The organism is Phycicoccus sp. 3266 (assembly GCF_031456495.1).
Lineage (GTDB): Bacteria > Actinomycetota > Actinomycetes > Actinomycetales > Dermatophilaceae > Pedococcus.
The window spans coordinates 925,570-943,258 of record NZ_JAVDUW010000002.1 but is presented as its reverse complement, the minus strand read 5'-3'; the positions used below and the strand labels follow the sequence as shown (position 1 = coordinate 943,258).

Below are 17,689 nucleotides of genomic sequence, written 5' to 3'. Positions count from 1 at the left end.
GGACGTGGGTCTGTGAGCAGACGAGCGGGCAGATGGGCCAGGGCGGTCAGCGGCGGACGACCTCGCGGAGCGTGCCGTCCACGCGGCGCGTCCAGCCCCGCCCGTCGAGGTGCTCCAGCAGCGGGATGACCACCCGCCGGGTCGTGCCGAGGGCTCGCCGGGCGTCGCTCGCCGTGAACGGCTGCGGCAGCGCGGCGAGCCGTCGCATCGCCTGGGCGGGTCCCGACGGCAGCAGCACCACGTCGTCCGGGAGCCGCAGCACCCGACCGAGGCGCTGCGCGGCGGCCAGCTGCCGCGGGCCGAGACCTGCGGCCTCGAGCTCGGGCCGCTCGGGCGCCGCGAACGGGTCCTCCTGGAGGCGCGACTCGATGGCCCGCAGCCCCTCCTCGGCCTCCCCGAGCGAGCCAGCGACGCCGGGCAGCCACACGCGGCCGCTGCGCACCTCGACCCCGGCCGTCGCCGCCGCGAGCGGCACCAGCGCCACGTCGGGTATGCCGGCCTGCGCGCGGGCCGCCTCGACCGGCAGCGAGGGGTCGAGCGCCTCGGCCTGCGCCCGGGAGCGGACGGCGTCGCCGAGCGCCGCGGCCCACCCGTCCAGGGCGGAGCGGTCGAGCAGCCAGTCGCCCTCGGCGACGACGTCGGGGTGGGGTGCGGACGGGTCGAGGCCGAGCGCGGCGGCGTGCGACCGGCGCATCGCACCGCGCCGGCCGACCTCCGTCGGAAGGTCGGGGACGCCGGTGTGCGCGGCGAGGGCCTCCCCCCGGCGACGGCCGTCGCCCCTGCGGCGCAGGGCAGGAGGATCTGCGTCGAGGACCAGCGCACCGACGAGCAGCCGATGGCCGCCGGGCTCGCGCAGGATCGCCCGGTCACCGGCCACGAGTGGCAGGGCGTGCGGAAGCGTCAGCCGCGCGGCATCCCCGGCCAGGGGACGCAGCCGCGCCTCCACGGCGACCGTGCCGAGGTGCAGCGTGACGGTCCCGGGAAGCTCCGAGGGGTCGGCGCTCGTGCGCACGTCCAACGTCGTCGTCGGGTGCCAGGCACCCGGGGTCAGCACGGGTGTCCCTCGGGGGACGTCGTCCGGCGCCACGTCGCGCAGGTTCACGGCCACGCGAGCCACCGCGCCCACGGCGTCCCGCGGCCGTTCGAGCGACTGCAGGCCGCGGATCCGCAGGCGCCGGCCGCCCACCTCGACCTCGTCGCCGACCTGCAGGGTGCCCTGCTCGAGCGTCCCGGTCACGACGGTGCCGGCACCCTTGATGCTGAAGGCGCGGTCCACCCACAGGCGCACCCGTGCCTGTGGGTCGGGGGTCGGCAGCCCGGCCACGAGGACGTCGAGCTGCTCGCGCAGGGCGTCCAGCCCTTCGCCGGTCCGGGCGGACACCGCCACGGCCGGGACCCTGCCCAGCGAAGTCCGTGAGAGCCTCTCGCCGGCGTCGGCCAGGGCGGGTCCGGGGGCGGCGAGGTCGCTGCGCGTCACGACGAGCAGCCCGTGCGAGAGGCCGAGGGCGTCCACCGCGGCGAGGTGCTCGGCCGACTGCGTGCGCCAGCCCTCGTCGGCGGCGACGACGAAGACGACCGCGGGAGCAGGACCGAGGCCGGCGAGCATGTTGCCGATGAACCGCTCGTGACCCGGCACGTCGACGAAGGCGACCTCCTCGCCGGAGGGCAGGGTCGTCCAGGCGTAGCCCAGGTCGATGGTCAGGCCACGGCGGTGCTCCTCCGCCCAACGGTCCGGCTCGATTCCGGTGAGCGCGCGGACGAGGGTCGACTTGCCGTGGTCGACGTGCCCGGCAGTGGCGAGGACGTGCACCTGCTCTCCTCCTCGCGCGAGGGCCGGGACGACTGTGGCGGAGGTGGACGGGAATCGAACCCGCCAGACCGAGATGCTCGGTCTCACCGGTTTTGAAGACCGGGGGGACCACCAGGAACCCTGACACCTCCGCGCCCCACCGTAGTCGGCGATCCTGACCGCTGCCGCGCGCCCCGGCGTCCGCGGGTGCCGGGGGGCGGTCGGGGCTGCTTGGTTGCAGAGGGCGACCTAGAGTCGAGGCCATGACCACGGCCTCGGCGCTGCGCCTCACCCAGTTCGCCCACGGCGGCGGCTGTGCCTGCAAGATCCCGCCGGGCGAGCTCGAGGACATGGTCCGCGACCTCGTCGGCGAGGGCTCGGAGAGCCTCCTCGTCGGGCTCGACGCCGGCGACGACGCCGCGGCCGTCCGGATCGAGGGCGACATCGCCGTCCTTGCCACCGCCGACTTCTTCACCCCCGTCGTGGACGACGCCTACGACTGGGGGCGCATCGCCGCGGCCAACGCCCTCTCGGACGTGTATGCCATGGGCGGACGTCCGGTCGTGGCCGTGAACCTCCTCGGGTGGCCCCGGGACACCCTCCCGGTCGAGCTGGCCCGCGAGGTGCTGCGCGGCGGCCTCGACATCGGACGCGAGGCGGGCTGCCCGGTCGCGGGCGGCCACAGCATCGACGACCCCGAACCCAAGTACGGCATGGCCGTCACCGGCGTCGCCGACGCGAGACGGTTGCTGCGCAACGACGCCGCGAGGGCCGGCCAGCCCATCTCCCTCACCAAGCCGCTCGGCGTCGGGGTGCTCAACAACCGGCACAAGGCGACGGGCGAGGTGTTCGAGCACGCCATCGCCTCGATGGCCGCGCTCAACGCGGCCGCGTCACGGGCCGCGCTCGACGCCGGGATCGAGGCGGCCACCGACGTCACCGGGTTCGGCCTGCTCGGCCACCTCTACAAGATGGCGCGCGCCTCCGGGGTGACCGCCGTCGTCGACGCCGCAGCCGTCCCCTACCTCGAGGGCGCCCGCGAGTCCCTCGCCGCCGGCTTCGTCCCCGGCGGCAGCCGGCGCAACCTCGACTGGGTGCGCCCGAGCCTGTCGGCCTCCGTGGACGACGACGAGCTCGTCCTGCTCGCGGACGCCCAGACGAGCGGCGGGCTGCTGCTCGCCGGTGAGGTGCCGGGCGCGCCGGTCATCGGCGAGTTCGTGCCCCGCGGCGACGCCGTGCTGGTGGTCCGGTGACCGTCGAGGACCGCCTCGACACGGCTGTCCTGGCCGAGGAGTGCCTGGCCCCGACCGTCGGCGTCGGGACGGAGCGCGACCGCCAGGACGTCGGCGTCGGCGCGATGCTGGCTCGCGCCCGGGCCGGCCTGCACCGGCTGACGCCGCACGCGGCATACGAGGCGGTGCACGCGGGGGCCCTGCTCGTCGACACGCGCACGGCACCCCAGCGGGCCCGCCAGGGCGAGCTGCCCGGGGCGCTGGTCATCGACCGCACGGTGCTGGAGTGGCGCCTGGACCCGGCGAGCCCCTGGCGCATCCCGGAGGCGGACGACCCGAGGCGGCTGGTCGTGGTGCTGTGCCGGCAGGGCTACAGCTCGAGCCTGGCCGCGGCGTCGTTGCAGCACCTCGGCCTCGACGCCACCGACGTCATCGGCGGCGTCGAGGCCTGGCTGCACGCGGGTCTGCCGACCCACTGGGGGCCGGCAGACGTCCGCGAGTAGGACCCGCGAGGGGTATCGGAGCGGTCAGCGGGTGGTGGCCGCCGCGCGCGCTCCGTCGTGGTGGGGCTTGCGGGTGATCAGCGGGATGACCATCGCGACGATCGTGATGATGCCGATGATGGTGAAGCCCCGCGTGTAGGCCTTGGTGTCGCCGATGAGGCTCGCGATGAGCAGCGGGCCGATGACGCCGCCGATGCTCCAGCCGACGAGCATGAGGCCGTAGATCGCGCCCACGTTGCGTACGCCGAAGAACCGGCCCGCGGTCGACGGCATGGTGCCGAAGGCCCCGCCGTAGCAGGTGTAGATCAGCGCGGCGAGGATCGCGAACATCGCGGTGTTGCTGGCGTGCGGGATGAGCAGCAGGCAGACGGCCTGGATGCCGAGGATGCCGAGGAACGCCGGCATCTTGCCGACGAGGTCGGACAGCCAGCCCCACAGGATGCGCCCGCCGCCGTTGAAGACGGCCAGGATGCCGACCAGGCTCGCGGCCGCCGTCTTGGAGTAGCCGGCGATGTCGGTGGCGCTGCCCGCTGCCACCGCGATCAGCGAGATGCCGGCGGTGACGCTCATGGTCAGGATGAGGGTGAGCAGGTACCACTGCGGCGTCCGCAGGGCCTCGTTGGTCTCGAAGTCGGGCTCGCCGGAGACGGGGTCCGCAGTGGTCGTGGCCGGGGCGTTCGTCGTGGCCGGCGCGGCCGAGCGGTCGGTGGCCGCCGCTGCCGCGACGGGTGGGTTGGCGAAGAACGTCGTGCCGATCAGCAGCGCGATGAGGTAGGCGATGCCTAGCCAGAGGAACGCCCGCGTGGGCTGCGACGGGGTGTTGTCGATGAGGGCCTGGCCGACGGGCGCCGTGATGACCGCGCCGAAGCCGAACCCCGCGACGGCGAGCCCCGTGATGAGGCCCGGCTTGTCCGGGAACCACTTCTGCAGCATGGCGATCGGGACGATGTAGACCATGCCGAGGCCGAAGCCGCCGATGACGCCGTAGCCGAGCACCAGCAGCCAGAACATGTCCTTGTTCGTCGCGAACGACGCCAGGATCACGCCGACGCTGTAGATGATCCCGCCGGTCAGGGCGACGACGCGCGGGCCGCGGCGGTCCTGCAGCCGGCCGCCGACGAAGCTGCCGATGAAGATCATGCCGAGGACGACGCTGAACGGCACCGCCGCCTTGGCCTTGGACCAGCCGAACGCGTCAGGCTCCTGCAGCGCCTTGGCGAACACGCTCCACGCGTACACGGAGCCGATCGCGAGCTGGACGAGGATGGCGCACACGAGGATGACCCACCGGTTGTGGGTCCGGCCCGAGGTGGCGGGCGCGGCGGGGCCCGGGGACCCCACCGTGGTGCTGCGAGTGCTGTCGCTCAATGCGCTCTCCCTTCTCGCCCGGGTGCCGGGCCCCTGCACGATCCGCCGGTCAGCGGCCCGTGGTGATCGAGTCCTTCGTCTCCCCCCGGCGGCGGCGCTCCTCCAGCCGTTCCTTCTGCGGTGTCACCGTGTACTTCGGGTCCTTGGTGGACTCCATGCCCGCCTCGAAGATGCCGAACCGTGTCAGCACCGACCCGGCGAGCAGGGCCATCCCACTGAGCCCGGCCATCGTGCGGTTGCGCCCGAACAGCGCCGCACCGACCGCTCCCCCGGCCGTCAGCACCTTGGCGGCCTTGAGCATCCCGCCCGCGCGCCCCTCGTGCAGCGGCTCGGCGACCAGCGGGTGCATCCGGCGCTCCATGAGCTCGGACGCCCCCAGCTCGACGGTCGCGCTGATCGCCGCCAGCTTGCGCGCCGGGCCGTTCTGCTCGGCCGGTGTCGCGACGAGGGCAAGGCCCGCGGCCGCGGCATTGGCCGAGCTGACGAAGACGAACGGCAGCTCGCGGAACGACTCGCGCCACGTGGGCGTGGTCGTGTCGGCTAGGAGCACGGCGGTGTATGCCGCGAGGGGCATGGAGAACGCGGTGGTGCCCGCGGTGGCCACGGGGTCGGCCATCCGCGCGAGCCGGGCCAGGCGGGACCGCCGCGGGAGCACGGCCTCGGCGAGCTCGGTGGCTGCGGCCGCCCCGGCGAACGTGCCGAAGGCCGTGAGGATCCACGAGCCGACCGACATCGGCGAGGTCAGCTTGGCGACGCGCAGCATGTTGAGCGCGCGCTCCGGCCGGCCGAGGTCCTTGGCCAGGGCGGCGCCGCCGAGGGCGACGGACGCGAGGGCCGCGACACGGCCGGTGCGCCGCAGCGCGGGACGGCCGGTCAGCGCGCCGCCCGCACCCACGAGCCCGGACCCGCCGGCGAGGCCACCGAGGAACAGGTACGCGGCGATCTCGTGGCCCCACGGTGCGGGCTTGACGACGTTGTGGCCGTAGTAGCTCGAGAACTGCGCGTCCGGGACCATGACCGACTCGTCCCGGCGGCGTCGGCCGCCGCCGCCCTTGCCACCGGCGCCGTTCTGGTCGCGACGGCTGCGCGGCAGCTCGGGGGGACGGTCCGCGTCGAGCGGGTTGGTGGTCATCGGCGCCTCCCAGCGAACGCGGCCACAGCCATGCCGAACATCGCCACCGCGGCGAAGCCCGCCTTGCGGAACATCTCGGGCAGGTCGGCCGTCGGGACCCGGGGGTCCGGCGGCAGGCCGTAGACCTCCGGCTCGTCGAGCAGGAGGAAGACCGACCCCGTGCCGCCGACACCGTCGTGGGCGTTGGCGCCGTAGAGCCGGGCCTCGGTGAAGCCGTTCTCGTGCAGCACCTCGACCCGGTCACGCGCGGTGTCGAGCATCTCCGAGAGGGTGCCGAACTTGATCGACGTCGTCGGGCAGGCCTGGGCGCACGCCGGCGTCTGGTCGTGGCCGATCCGGTCGTAGCAGAGCGTGCACTTCTGGGCGACGCCGACGTTGGAGACAACGCCGCCGTCCCGCTTGTCGGCCCGCTTGTCCTCGCGCCGCTCGATGACGCCGAACGGGCACGCGGCCACGCAGTAGCCGCAGCCGTTGCAGACGTCGGACTGGACGACGACCGTCCCGTGCTCGGTGCGGAACAGCGCACCGGTCGGGCAGACGTCGAGGCACCCGGCGTGCGTGCAGTGCTTGCACACGTCGGACGCCATCAGCCAGCGGAAGTCCGGCAGCGTGCCGGTCGCCTCGGCGGTCCGGGCGGCCGCTGCCATGGCGTCGAGCGAGCCGTCGTCGCCGACGGCGGTGGGCACGACGCCCTCGAGCGCAGCGGGCGCGGTGCCGGCAGCCCCCGACGGGCCGGGGTGAGGCGCGTCCGGCGGCCGCAGCGCCGGCATACCGAGGTCCACCAGCTTGCGCCCCGACTCGCGCGCCTCCTGCACGCGGTCGGTGGTCTGCTCGATGAACGCGACGTGGCGCCACGTGCTCGCGCCGAGGCCACCGGTGTTGTCGTAGGAGTTGCCGGTGAGCGTCAGGCCGTCCTCGGGGATGGCGTTCCACTCCTTGCACGCCACCTCGCAGGCCTTGCAGCCGATGCAGATCGAGGTGTCGGTGAAGAAGCCCTTGCGGGGTTCGGGGTCCTCCCACGCCGCGTCGTGCGACGGGTCGGTCGGGCCTGCGAGCTGGTGCTGCCAGAACCCCATCAGGCGTCTGCCTCCTCGGTCGTGCCGGCATCCGCCCCGGCGGCGCGCGCCGCGGCCGATCCGGCGTTGGTGCGCAGCTGGTTGCTCGTCTCCACCGTGACCCCGGCCCGTGACTGGTACTCCTCGACCAGCCGGAGCACGGCCTCGCCACGCGGGCGCCGACCCGGGACGATGTCGCACGAGCCCACCTTGGACTCCTGGATCTGCACGTTGGGGTCGAGGGCGATGCCGAGCAGGTCGTTCGCGGCGTCACCGGAGACGATGGCGTCCCCGCCGACGCCCCAGTGGTAGGGCAGCCCCACCTGGTGGATGGTGTGCCCGCCGACCCGCAGTGGCGTCATGCGCTCGGTGACCAGCACCCGTGCCTCGATCGCCGACCGGGCCGACACGATGGTCGCCCAGCCGCCGTTGACGAGGCCGCGCTCGGCCGCGAGCTCCGGGGAGACCTCGCAGAAGAACTCCGGCTGCAGCTCGGACAGGTACGGCAGCCAGCGGCTCATGCCGCCGGCCGTGTGGTGCTCGGTCAGCCGGTACGTCGTGAAGACGAACGGGAAGACGTCGGACCCGGGCTGCGTCCCGGACGGGCTGAACAGGTTGTCCTTGCGCGGGAAGACCTTGCGCGCGGGGTTGCTCTGCTGCCCGTAGAGCGGGTTCTGGACCGGGGACTCCTGCGGCTCGTAGTGCGTCGGGAGCGGCCCGTCGAGCATGCCCTTGGGCGTGAAGAGCCACCCCTTGCCGTCGGCCATCATGACGAACGGGTCGTCACCGGCGAGGCCGTCGGGTCCGCCGGTGCCCGGCTCCGGGCGGTACGACGGTGCCTTGGTCTTGACGAAGTCCGGCGTGTCGATGCCGGTCCAGGTCTGCTGCTCCTCGTCCCACCAGACGTACTTCTTGCGCTCGCTCCAGGGCTTGCCCTCGGGGTCGGCGGAGGCACGGTTGTAGAGGATGCGGCGGTTGTCGGGCCAGGCCCAGCCCCACTCCTGGGCCGTCGGGCCCTGCTCGCGCGCGGGCTTGCGGTTGGCGGAGCGGTTGACGCCCCCGGCGTAGACACCGGAGTAGATCCAGCAGCCGCAGCTCGTGGACCCGTCGGCCTTGAGCTCGGTGTACATGCCCGCGAGCTCGCCGGCCTTGTCACCCGAGAGGTGACGCCCGTTGATCTCCTGCAGGACCGCGTCGCCGCTGATCTCGCCGTCCTCGTCGAGGGGGTAGTCCCACGTGAGGTCGAGCAGCGGCCGGTCGCGCGGGTCGTCGGAGTCGGCGAGCCGGGCGCGGATGCGCTTGCCGAGCTCGTAGAAGAACTCCAGCTCGCTCTGGCACTCGCCCGGCGGGTTGACCGCCTTGTGCCGCCACTGCAGCAGCCGCTGGGTCTGGGTGAACGTGCCGGCCTTCTCGACGTGCGAGGCCGGCGGGAGGAAGAACACCTCGGTGCCGATCTTCTCCGTCTCGAGCTCGCCGGTGGCGATCTCGGGGGCGTCCTTCCAGAACGTGGCGGACTCGATCATCTGCAGGTCGCGGACGACCAGCCACTTCAGCTGGGCCAGGGCGAGCCGCTGCATGCGACCGTGCGCCGAGCCGACAGCGGGGTTCTGCCCGAGCAGGAAGTAGCCCTCGACCTCGCCGTCCCGCATGGCCATGGTCGTCTGGTACGTCCCGTGGGCCCCGCTGAGCCGCGGCAGGTAGTCGTACGCCCAGTTGTTCTCCTTGGTCGCCGCGTCACCCCACCACGCCTTGAGCAGGCTCACGGCATACGCGTCGGCGTTGGCCCAGAAGCCCTTCTGCTCCTTGTTGGCGATGGCGGACACGTAGTCGTCCCACGTGTCGTGGTTGCCCACCATCGGCATGGCGAGATAGCCGGGCAGGATGTTGTAGAGCGTCGGGATGTCGGTCGAGCCCTGGATGCTCGCGTGCCCGCGCAGCGCCATGATCCCGCCCCCGGGGCGGCCCATGTTGCCCAGGAGCAGCTGGACGATGGCGGCCGTGCGGATGAACTGGGCGCCGAGCGAGTGGTGGGTCCAGCCGACGGCGTAGACGAACGCGGACGTCCGCTCCCGGCCGCTGTTCTCGGTCAGCGCCTTCGCGACGTAGTGGAAGTCGTCGACACTGATGCCGCAGACCTCGGAGACCATCTCGGGGGTGTAGCGCGAGTAGTGCCGCTTGAGGATCTGGAACACCGTGTTCGGGTCCTGCAGCGTCTCGTCACGCTTGACCCGGGCGTGCTCGAGGGCCGGGCCCCCGGAGCCGTGCTCGTCACCGGCCGACCGCTTCGAGGCGCTGTGGCCGTGCTCGTGGGTTGCCGCGGGTCCGCCGATGGTGCCCGGCGAGGCGTTGTCGCCCTCACCCTCGGTGGCGTACGCCCAGCTGGACGAGTCGTAGTTGCCCAGCTTGTCGTCGTACCCGGAGAACAGGCCGTCGAGGTCCTCGGTGTCCTTGAAGTCCTCGCTCACGAGGGTCGCCGCGTTCGTGTAGGCGACGACGTACTCCTTGAAGTACAGCTCGTTCGTGAGGATGTGGTTGATCAGGGCACCGAGGAACACCACGTCGCTGCCGGCACGGATCGGGACGTGCTTGTCCGAGGTCGCCGACGTGCGGGTGAACCGCGGGTCGATGTGGATGACCTTGGCGCCGCGCAGGCGTGCCTCGGTCACCCACTGGTACCCCACCGGATGGCACTCGGCCATGTTGGAGCCCTGGATGACGATGCAGTCGGCGTTCGCCAGGTCCTGCACGTACTGCGTCGCGCCACCGCGCCCGAACGAGGACCCCAGACTGGGGACCGTGGAGGAGTGTCAAATACGGGCCTGGTTCTCGATCTGGATCGCGCCCGCGGCCGTGAACAGCTTCTTGATGAGGTAGTTCTCCTCGTTGTCGAGGGTGGCTCCCCCGAGCGAGGCGATGCCCATGGTGCGGCGCAGCGGACGGCCGTGCTCGTCGGCGTCCTGCCACGTCCGTCGGCGGGTCTCGACGAACCGGTCGGCGATCATGTCGATCGCGGTGTCGCGGTCCATGCGCTCCCACTCGGTGCCGTTCGGGCGCCGGTAGAGCACGTGGGTCTGGCGGGCGGGGCTGTTGACGAGCTGCTCGCTGGCCGAGCCCTTGGGGCAGAGGCGTCCGCGCGAGATCGGCGAGTCCGGGTCGCCCTCGATCTGCACGACCTTCTCGTCCTTGACGAACACCTTCTGGCCGCAGCCGACGGCGCAGTAGGGGCACACGGACTGCACGACCCGGTCCGCCGTCGCGGTGCGCGGGGTCATCGACCGGGTGCGCGCGGACGTGACGGCCGGGCCCCGGCCGAGCAGGTCACCACTGCGCACCTGTCGGAGCACAGGCCAGTCCAGGAAGGTCTTCCTCGAGCTCATGTTCAGCCTCCTTGCGGCGACCATATCTCCGGGTCCCCGACGGCGCACTCCCGACGAACCGGGCAGGTCGTGACGAGCTGCCGGAGCGGCCTTCCGACGGTGTCGGCGCAGGTCAGCAGGCAGGCGTCCGGCGTCGTGTCGCAGGGGCGCCGCTGCTCTTGCCGGCACGGACGTGCCGTGCCGGCGGCCTCAGCGGACGGCGGGGATGAGCAGGATCTGCCCGGCGTGCACCTGGTCGGATGCGAGGTCGTTGGCGACCTGGATGCGGGCGACCGCGTCGGCCACCGGCAGCCCGGGCAGCTGCGTCGCGGCGACCTCGGAGAGGGTCTGGCCGGAGCGCACGGTCGTCGAGTGGTCGATGGTCGTGGCCGATGCGCCACCCGAGAAGGTGGCCACCGCGATGGCGACCAGGGCCACGAGCACGGTCAGCGTGATGGCGAGCCGCCCCGCACGGGTGAGGCGCAGCGGCGCGGGGGCGGGGACGCGGACCTCGTCGCCGCACGGCACCGAGACCAGGTGCGGGCGTGCGGGGCGGCGCGGCTCGCGCACCGGCGCGGCGGTGACGTCCCAGGCGACTGCTGCACTCATCGGGTCCTCCATCGTCATGGTCCTCGAACAGGTGTCCGAAGACCGTAGGCTGCCAGTTCTAGCACGCATGTTCGAATGCTTCAAGACACGCGTCGAACACATGTTTGGAAACTGTGTTCGAACGCCATACGCTGTGTCCACGTCGAGGAGCACACCAGAGGGCACTGACAACGCTCCGTCCCGGAGCGGCCCGAGGCGGCACCGAGACGGCGGACCACCCGGCGGACGAGGCCGGGCACACGGCATCTGACCTGCAGAAACGAGGAGCGGCATGAGCGGCGACAACGTCAAGGAACTCCCCGACCGCGACCGTGGCGACGGCCTCACCGTGCGCCAGCGCAAGGTCCTGGAGGTCATCCGCAACTCGGTGGACCGGCGCGGCTACCCGCCGAGCCTGCGCGAGATCGGCGAGGCCGTCGGCCTGACGTCACCGAGCTCGGTCGCCCACCAGCTGTCGACCCTCGAGCGCAAGGGCTACCTGCGCCGCGACCCCAACCGGCCCCGGGCCATCGAGGTCGTCTCGCCCGACGCCGGCGCCGACGGCCGCGGCTACCGCGGTGGCGCCGCGCCGCAGGACGAGGTCGCGGAGTTCGACGAGACCGGCATGGGCGACGCCCGCCCCGAGGCGTCCTACGTCCCCGTGCTGGGCCGGATCGCCGCCGGTGTGCCGATCACCGCGGAGGAGTCGGTCGAGGAGGTCTTCCCCCTGCCCAAGCAGATCGTCGGCGAGGGCTCGCTCTTCCTGCTCAAGGTCGTCGGCGACTCGATGGTCGACGCGGCGATCTGCGACGGCGACTGGGTCGTCGTCCGCCAGCAGCCCACGGCCGACAACGGCGACATCGTCGCCGCGATGCTCGACAACGAGGCGACGGTCAAGACGTTCAAGCGCCGCGACGGCAAGGTGTGGCTGCTCCCCCACAACCCGGCGTTCGAGCCGATCGACGGCGACCACGCGACGATCCTCGGCAAGGTCACCGCGGTCCTGCGCCGCGTCTGAGGCCGGGCTCCCGTCGCCGAACGCAGCGTCACCGACCATGGTCCGGATCAGTGACGCGGCGCGGGCGCAGAGCGGTCAGCTCTCGTCGCCGAGCGCGTCGAGGTAGTGCGTGAGGCGTGCGGTGAACTTCTCGCCGCCGTCGCCGTCGGCCCACAGCTCCCACAGTTCGTTGTCCTCCGAGCGCAGGGCCCGGTGCAGCGCCTGCGTGGCCAGCTCCTCGAGCCGCTCGTCGATGTCGAGGGGGTCCTCGTCCACCCATCGGGGGACGTTCCGCTCCCCCACCACCGACTCGGGGTCGTCGCAGGCGGACACGATGACGGCCGCAGCGATCGCCTCGGACATCACCGGCGCCTCGATGTAGTCCCGCGCCCGCACGACCTGCCCCAGCGCCGACTCGAGCCGCTCCCGGCGCGCCTCGGGATCGGAGTCCTCGAGGTCGTCGAGGAAGTCGAGGGCGTCGTCGTTCTCGAACGGTCCCACACCCGTCGCACCCATGGGTCAGCCTCCCACGTCTCGCACCAACCTGTTCGGCACGAGAGTGCCAAGACCGAGCCCTCCGCGCCAGCCCTCTCGCGGGTCAGGCGAGCCGTTGGTACCAGGCGGTGTCGACCCAACGGCCGAACTTGTTACCGACCTCGCGCAGGACCCCCACCCGCTCGAAGCCGAACGCCACGTGCAGCGCCTCGCTCGCCTCGTTCGGCTGGGCGATGACCGCGAGCTGGGTGTGCACCGACGGCTCGGCGTCCAGCCGGCCGAGCAGCGCGGCATACAGGCTCCGGGCGACTCCCCGACCGCGGGCACCGGCGTCGACGTACACCGACACCTCCTTGGTGCCCGCGTAGGCGGGGCGCGGGCGGAACGGCCCGGAGAAGGCATAGCCGACCACCGCGTCGTCGAGGCAGGCGACGAGGACCACGTTACCGGGCCCGGTGGCCGCCAGCTTCTCGCCGAGGTATGCCGCGCCGCGCTCCTGCGTGTCGAACGTCGCCACCGACGTGCGCACCTGCTCGTCGTAGATCGCGGCCATGGCCGCCAGGTCCGACGGGGTGGCGTCGCGGACCGTCACGGGCCCGGGTGCGGTGGCGGGGTCGGTCATATCGGCGATGCTAGGGGGATGAGCGAGGAACGCGGCCACGAGCACCCGCGGGGCACCACCCCGGCCGACGCCGGCGGCGAGCGCCGGAGGATGTGGGACGAGCGGTATGCCGCGTCGGCCCACGTCTGGAGCGCCGAGCCGAACGCCGAGGTCGAGCGGATCGTCGGCGACTGGGAGCCGGGCCGCGCGCTCGACCTCGGTGCGGGCGAGGGGCGGCACGCGGTGTGGCTGGCTGCCAAGCGGTGGCGGGTGACGGCTGTCGACTTCTCGGCCGTCGGCCTGGCCAAGGGCGAGAAGGAGTCCGCCGCCCGCGGGCTGCGGGTCGACTGGGTGGTCGCGGACGTGCGGTCGTGGCAGCCGCCGGCGCACACGGCATACGACCTCGTGCTCGTGGCCTACCTGCACCTGCCGGAGGACGTGCTCTCCCGGGCCACGGCCTGGCTGGCACCGGGTGGCGCGCTGGTCGTCGTGGGGCACGCACTGCGGAACCTCACCGAGGGCGTCGGCGGCCCCCAGGACCCCGCGCTGCTGCAGACGGTCGAGGGGCTGCGCGAGGTCGCGTCCGAGCTCGAGGTCGAGCGCTGCGAGGAGATCGTGCGGCACACCGACGGGGGCGACGCGATCGACGTCGTCCTGGTGGCGCGGCGCCCCGCGTCCTGAGCGCCGCGTCAGGCGCAGCGTCAGGCGCCGAGCCGCGCGAGGAGGCGGGTCAGGGTCGGCCCCAGTGGGGCGTCGAGCTGGACTGTCGCCTCGCCGTCGCCGCGGGTCGGGCCGCGGGTGATGATCGCGACCGGGATCCCTAGGGCGTGGGCGCGGCGGACGAACCGGTAGCCGCTCATCACCTTCAGGCTCGAGCCGAGCACGAGCAGCGCACTGGCGGACTCCGTCAGCCGAAAGCACTTCTCCACCAACGGTTTCGGCACCGACTCGCCGAAGAAGACGACGTCCGGCTTGAGGGTGTCGCGGCCGCAGACCACGCAGAGCGGGACGACGAACGCCTCGACGTCGAGGGCGTTGAGCGCGATGTCGCCGTCGGGTCGGATCTCGTCGGAGGTCACGGTGAACGACGGGTTCGCCTCGCGCATCCGCTCGTCGAGGTCCCAGCGGCTGGAGCGGTCGCCGCAGGTGAGGCAGACGACGTTGGCCAGCGAGCCGTGCAGCTCGACGACGTCGGTGGCACCGGCGTGCTGGTGCAGTCCGTCGACGTTCTGCGTGATGACCGAGCCGATGCGGCCGCTCGCCTGGAGCCGGGCGACGGCGTCGTGGCCGGCGTTCGGGCGGGCGAGGTTGAACCGCTGCCACCCGACGTAGCTGCGGGCCCAGTACTTCTTGCGCGCCTCGCTCGAGGCGGTGAACTCGGAGTACTGCATCGGCGTGACGCGTCGCTGGCCGTCGGGTCCGCGGTAGTCGGGGATGCCGGACTCCGTCGAGATCCCGGCCCCGGTGAGGGCGACGACACCGCCCCGGTCGAGCAGGGCCGCGACGTGGTCGAGGTCGTCCTCGGTCGTCGTCGTGGTGGCGGGCTGGGTCACCGGACAAGCGTACGTGGCCGCCGCCGGACCGCTCGGGGTGGCGGGGTCGGACGGCCTCGTCAGAACCGGCCGAGCAGCCGTCGCTTCGCCGACTCGGCCAAGGCCCGCTCGGCCACGGCCGGGTCGGCCACGTCGTCGTGCGGTGGTCGTGGCGGAACGTCGCGCGTGACCAGGTGCTTTGCGTGGGCGCGCACCTGCGCGTCGGCGATGAGGTAGCCGTGGCGCTCGAGGACGTGCCGCTCCTGCTCGGAGAAGGTGTCGAGGTCGGTCCGGATGGCGTTGATGAGCTCGGTCGTGCTGCGCGGGTAGCAGCCGTCCACCACCATGTCGAGCGCCCAGGAGGTGCCGAGGATCGCCTGCCGTGCGTATGCCGCGTGCAGCCACCGGGAGCGCACCGACTGGCCGCCGTTCGTGGCGATGCTGAGGATCCGCAGCATCCGGCCGGCGACCGTGCGTTCCGTGCGGGCCCGGAAGACGCCGCCGCCGTCGCTGACGAGCACGGTGGCGTGCCGCTTCCACACGGGCTCGAGGCCGAGGTTGTCGTAGACGCCGCCGTCGGTGAGCCGGATGCGGTGGCGGATCGCCTGCCGGGCGTCGTCCGACTCCAGTCCCTTGTGGCCGCCGGCGAGGCCGAGGTCGTCGCCGTCGAGGAGCATCGGTGCGAAGAACGGGGGGAAGGCGCAGGACGCGGCGACGATGTCGGCGATGCGCACGCTGTCGGGCGGAGTGGCATACCCGAGGCGGTAGTCGCCCACGCGCCCGTGCGGCTGGTGGGCGGTGGGGTCCTCGAACACCCAGTTGACGCCGTAGCCGATCTCCGTGGCGCCGGTGATGATGGCCGGGCCGGCGACGGCGTTGTCGCGCAAGGGGGTCGACCACCACTGCACGGTCTCGGTGAGCTCGTCGGCGAGGGCGCGGACCGCGGCGTCGGACGTCAGCCACCGCCAGGGCAGCAGGCGGCTCAGCAGCGCCGGGGTGCGGATGTTTCGGGAGGCCAGGCGGCCGAGGGGTGCGGCGACGTACTCCTCGAAGCCCTCCACCTCTCCCCCGTTGGCAGGGAAGGTGAGGCGGGGGTCGGCGACGAGGTTGGCGACGATGGAGCCCCCGGAGACGCCGCTGACGGTGGTGAGCTGGGCGAGCACGCCGAGCTCGTTGAGGCGGCGCAGGGCGCCGAGGTGGAAGAGGGCGGCGCGGTAGCCGCCGCCCGACAGGCACAGGGCCGTGCCGCTGCGGCGTCGCCGGCCCTGCGGGGCGACGGCGTCGCCGAGGTCCTCGACGTCGGTGTCGGCGTCGACGTCGTCGAGGGCTCGGGTGGTGGCGCTCTGCTCGGGCTTCATCGTGCGGTCGATACAAGCAGAGGGTCCGGACAGCCGCCCGTCGCGAGCGCTGGCACCGGCCGCGGCGTCAGTGCGTGACCAGGCGGGCGTGCGCCTCGCGGACCTGCAGCGTGGTGACCGGCTCGTCCTGGAGGTCGGTGACCGAGTCGATGTCCTGCCACGGGCCGCCGTTGGCGCGGTACTGCGCGGTGAGCTGGGCGTCGACGCTGACCCGCGCTCCTGCTGTCGGCTCGGTGTACGTGTGCCGGATCGCGCCGTCGGGGTAGACACCGCCGGGGTCGGTCGTCGGTCCGCTGCTGCTGCCGTCGCCGTAGTGGAAGTCGTACGAGCGCGCCGCGATCCTGAACTCGACCGACCAGGTCAGCAGCTGCACGGGCGCGCTCACCTCGTCCGGCTGCAGACCCGCGTCGCCCGGCCACTCGGCGCGGAAGTAGGTGGGGAGGTTCACGAGGGTCTTGTTGCCCTCGGGCTCGATGCCGACGCTCGGCTTGGAGAACGGCAGCTGCCGGAACGCGTTCTGGATCTGCGCCAGCGTCGGGATCGCCGGTGGCGCCGGGACGCCTGGCGGTGCCTCGTCGAGGCCGCACATCTCGCGGACGAGCGTCCAGGTGCTGTTTGGGTCGCCCTTGGGTCGGCTCTCGAGGCGGTAGAGGATCTCGCCGGACTTCGGGTCCGAGGCTGGCAGGCGGTACTTGCACGCTGTCTGGGCGTTGGAGCAGTTGGTCGCGTCTCCACCCACGGTGTCCGAAACCCGAACCGGTTCGCACGCCGGAACAATTCGATACTCGTTGCCATCAGCGGCAACTTGTTGCGCCTCCGCGCCATTGGAGCCTGCGCTCGTCGGCTTGCTGGGGGCGGACTCGCAACTCCCTGCCAGGTTCGCGGCGTCCTGATCCAAGGACGCAGCCATATCCCCGCTACCGCAATCGGGCCCGGCGGCCGATGCAGGCGCTTGTATGCCCGTGATTGCTATCAAAAGACTGGCCACCAAAACGGCGCCACCGAATCGGCGGTGCATCAGGCCGACTCCTTCTGGAAGTTCGTAACCTGCCATCCAACTCGCCACTCAACCGTGGTTGCCCAGGAGAAGGTGCCGGCTTGCGTGGTGCGCAGCACCTTGCCGGACTTGTCCAACTTCTTAACGGGTATCTCGCGCCCTGCTACGGAGATCACGTACTGGTCTTTCGAACCCTCGACTCGGCGGACGATCTTGATGTCGTAACTCGCCTTATCGGAATGGACCCCGTCCGCTTCTTGCTTGCTCGATATTCCTTCAACCGCCGTGCATTCAGAGCATTCATCGGCGCCCATCGCCCTAACGACCGACGCATCATTAGTAACCAGCGACTGGCTCGCCTGCTCCCAGTAGAAGCGGGCGAAAGCCATCGCGCCGGCCTCGGTGTGCTTGGTTGCCTCGGGGGGCAGCGCCACCGTTTTGGTGGCAGTCGGGCTCTGGGTCGTGGTGGACGACGTCGTCGAGCTGCTCGAGCTGCTCGTCGTGGACGACGCCGGGGGCGGTGGGCTGTCGCCCCCGCCGCTGCACGCCGCGAGCGCCAGTGACCCCGCGACGACGACTGCAGTGAACGCCCCTCTGCGGACCTGCACGAACCTCCCCCTTCGCCGGCAGCCGCCTGCGGGCGGCGTCTGCGACAGCGATTCTACGGATTTGCCCGATTCCGTCGA

The 17,689-nt window shown here is 72.3% G+C and carries 16 protein-coding genes and 1 tRNA gene; 4 read left to right on the top strand and 13 right to left on the bottom strand.

Going from position 1 to position 17,689, the window contains the following annotated elements; genetic code table 11:
• Positions 1 to 46 precede the first annotated feature (46 nt).
• Positions 47 to 1,810, bottom strand: a complete 1,764-nt coding sequence (gene selB, locus J2X64_RS14320; protein ID WP_310155781.1) for a selenocysteine-specific translation elongation factor — start codon at positions 1,808 to 1,810, stop codon at positions 47 to 49.
• 35 nt (positions 1,811 to 1,845) lie between these two features.
• Positions 1,846 to 1,941 (bottom strand) — tRNA-Sec (locus tag J2X64_RS14315).
• Positions 1,942 to 2,052: 111 nt separating this feature from the next.
• Here J2X64_RS14315 and selD point away from each other — a divergent pair.
• A complete protein-coding gene (gene selD / locus J2X64_RS14310) occupies positions 2,053 to 3,042 on the top strand; it encodes a selenide, water dikinase SelD (protein WP_310155778.1) in 990 nt (329 codons plus the stop codon).
• Positions 3,039 to 3,524: a rhodanese-like domain-containing protein gene (locus J2X64_RS14305; RefSeq protein ID WP_310155776.1), complete on the top strand. Its 486-nt coding sequence runs from the start codon at positions 3,039 to 3,041 to the stop codon at positions 3,522 to 3,524. The genes selD and J2X64_RS14305 overlap by 4 nt, the downstream gene beginning before the upstream one ends.
• Positions 3,525 to 3,548: 24 nt before the next feature.
• On the opposite strand, the gene J2X64_RS14300 is transcribed toward J2X64_RS14305, so the two are convergent.
• The 5 genes from J2X64_RS14300 to J2X64_RS14280 all read right to left on the bottom strand — a co-directional run bounded on the left by J2X64_RS14300 (position 3,549) and on the right by J2X64_RS14280 (position 11,044).
• Complete coding sequence (locus tag J2X64_RS14300) at positions 3,549 to 4,892, bottom strand: OFA family MFS transporter (protein WP_310155774.1); 1,344 nt, start codon at positions 4,890 to 4,892, stop codon at positions 3,549 to 3,551.
• 49 nt (positions 4,893 to 4,941) lie between these two features.
• A complete protein-coding gene (nrfD, locus tag J2X64_RS14295; protein ID WP_310155771.1) occupies positions 4,942 to 6,024 on the bottom strand; it encodes an NrfD/PsrC family molybdoenzyme membrane anchor subunit in 1,083 nt (360 codons plus the stop codon).
• A complete protein-coding gene (locus J2X64_RS14290) occupies positions 6,021 to 7,100 on the bottom strand; it encodes a 4Fe-4S dicluster domain-containing protein (protein WP_310155768.1) in 1,080 nt (359 codons plus the stop codon). The genes nrfD and J2X64_RS14290 overlap by 4 nt, the downstream gene beginning before the upstream one ends.
• A complete protein-coding gene (fdh, locus tag J2X64_RS14285) occupies positions 7,100 to 10,456 on the bottom strand; it encodes a formate dehydrogenase (RefSeq protein WP_310155765.1) in 3,357 nt (1,118 codons plus the stop codon). The genes J2X64_RS14290 and fdh overlap by 1 nt, the downstream gene beginning before the upstream one ends.
• A gap of 189 nt (positions 10,457 to 10,645) precedes the next feature.
• The gene (locus tag J2X64_RS14280) at positions 10,646 to 11,044 is read right to left on the bottom strand and encodes a LysM peptidoglycan-binding domain-containing protein (protein WP_310155762.1); all 399 of its coding nucleotides are present in this window, start codon (positions 11,042 to 11,044) and stop codon (positions 10,646 to 10,648) included.
• Between the two features lie 271 nt (positions 11,045 to 11,315).
• Here J2X64_RS14280 and lexA point away from each other — a divergent pair, with 271 nt between their 5' ends.
• Positions 11,316 to 12,041, top strand: a complete 726-nt coding sequence (lexA, locus tag J2X64_RS14275) for a transcriptional repressor LexA (RefSeq protein WP_310155759.1) — start codon at positions 11,316 to 11,318, stop codon at positions 12,039 to 12,041.
• Positions 12,042 to 12,116: 75 nt separating this feature from the next.
• Here lexA and J2X64_RS14270 read toward each other — a convergent pair whose 3' ends face one another.
• Entirely contained in the window at positions 12,117 to 12,536 is a 420-nt protein-coding gene (locus J2X64_RS14270) for a DUF4259 domain-containing protein (protein ID WP_310155753.1), read from the bottom strand.
• A gap of 82 nt (positions 12,537 to 12,618) precedes the next feature.
• Entirely contained in the window at positions 12,619 to 13,137 is a 519-nt protein-coding gene (locus J2X64_RS14265) for an N-acetyltransferase family protein (protein WP_310155750.1), read from the bottom strand.
• 18 nt (positions 13,138 to 13,155) lie between these two features.
• On the opposite strand from J2X64_RS14265, the gene J2X64_RS14260 reads away from it, so the two are divergent.
• Positions 13,156 to 13,797, top strand: a complete 642-nt coding sequence (locus J2X64_RS14260) for a class I SAM-dependent methyltransferase (RefSeq protein ID WP_310155747.1) — start codon at positions 13,156 to 13,158, stop codon at positions 13,795 to 13,797.
• Between the two features lie 20 nt (positions 13,798 to 13,817).
• On the opposite strand, the gene J2X64_RS14255 is transcribed toward J2X64_RS14260, so the two are convergent.
• From J2X64_RS14255 to J2X64_RS14240, 4 genes are all read right to left on the bottom strand, one after another.
• A complete protein-coding gene (locus J2X64_RS14255; protein WP_310155745.1) occupies positions 13,818 to 14,669 on the bottom strand; it encodes an NAD-dependent protein deacetylase in 852 nt (283 codons plus the stop codon).
• 59 nt (positions 14,670 to 14,728) lie between these two features.
• On the bottom strand, positions 14,729 to 16,006 hold the full coding sequence (locus tag J2X64_RS14250; protein WP_310155743.1) for a patatin-like phospholipase family protein: 1,278 nt from the start codon (positions 16,004 to 16,006) through the stop codon (positions 14,729 to 14,731).
• A gap of 67 nt (positions 16,007 to 16,073) precedes the next feature.
• The gene (locus J2X64_RS14245; protein WP_310155740.1) at positions 16,074 to 16,745 is read right to left on the bottom strand and encodes a hypothetical protein; all 672 of its coding nucleotides are present in this window, start codon (positions 16,743 to 16,745) and stop codon (positions 16,074 to 16,076) included.
• Positions 16,746 to 17,023: 278 nt separating this feature from the next.
• Positions 17,024 to 17,437: a DUF6318 family protein gene (locus J2X64_RS14240; protein ID WP_310155735.1), complete on the bottom strand. Its 414-nt coding sequence runs from the start codon at positions 17,435 to 17,437 to the stop codon at positions 17,024 to 17,026.
• Positions 17,438 to 17,689: the final 252 nt, after the last annotated feature.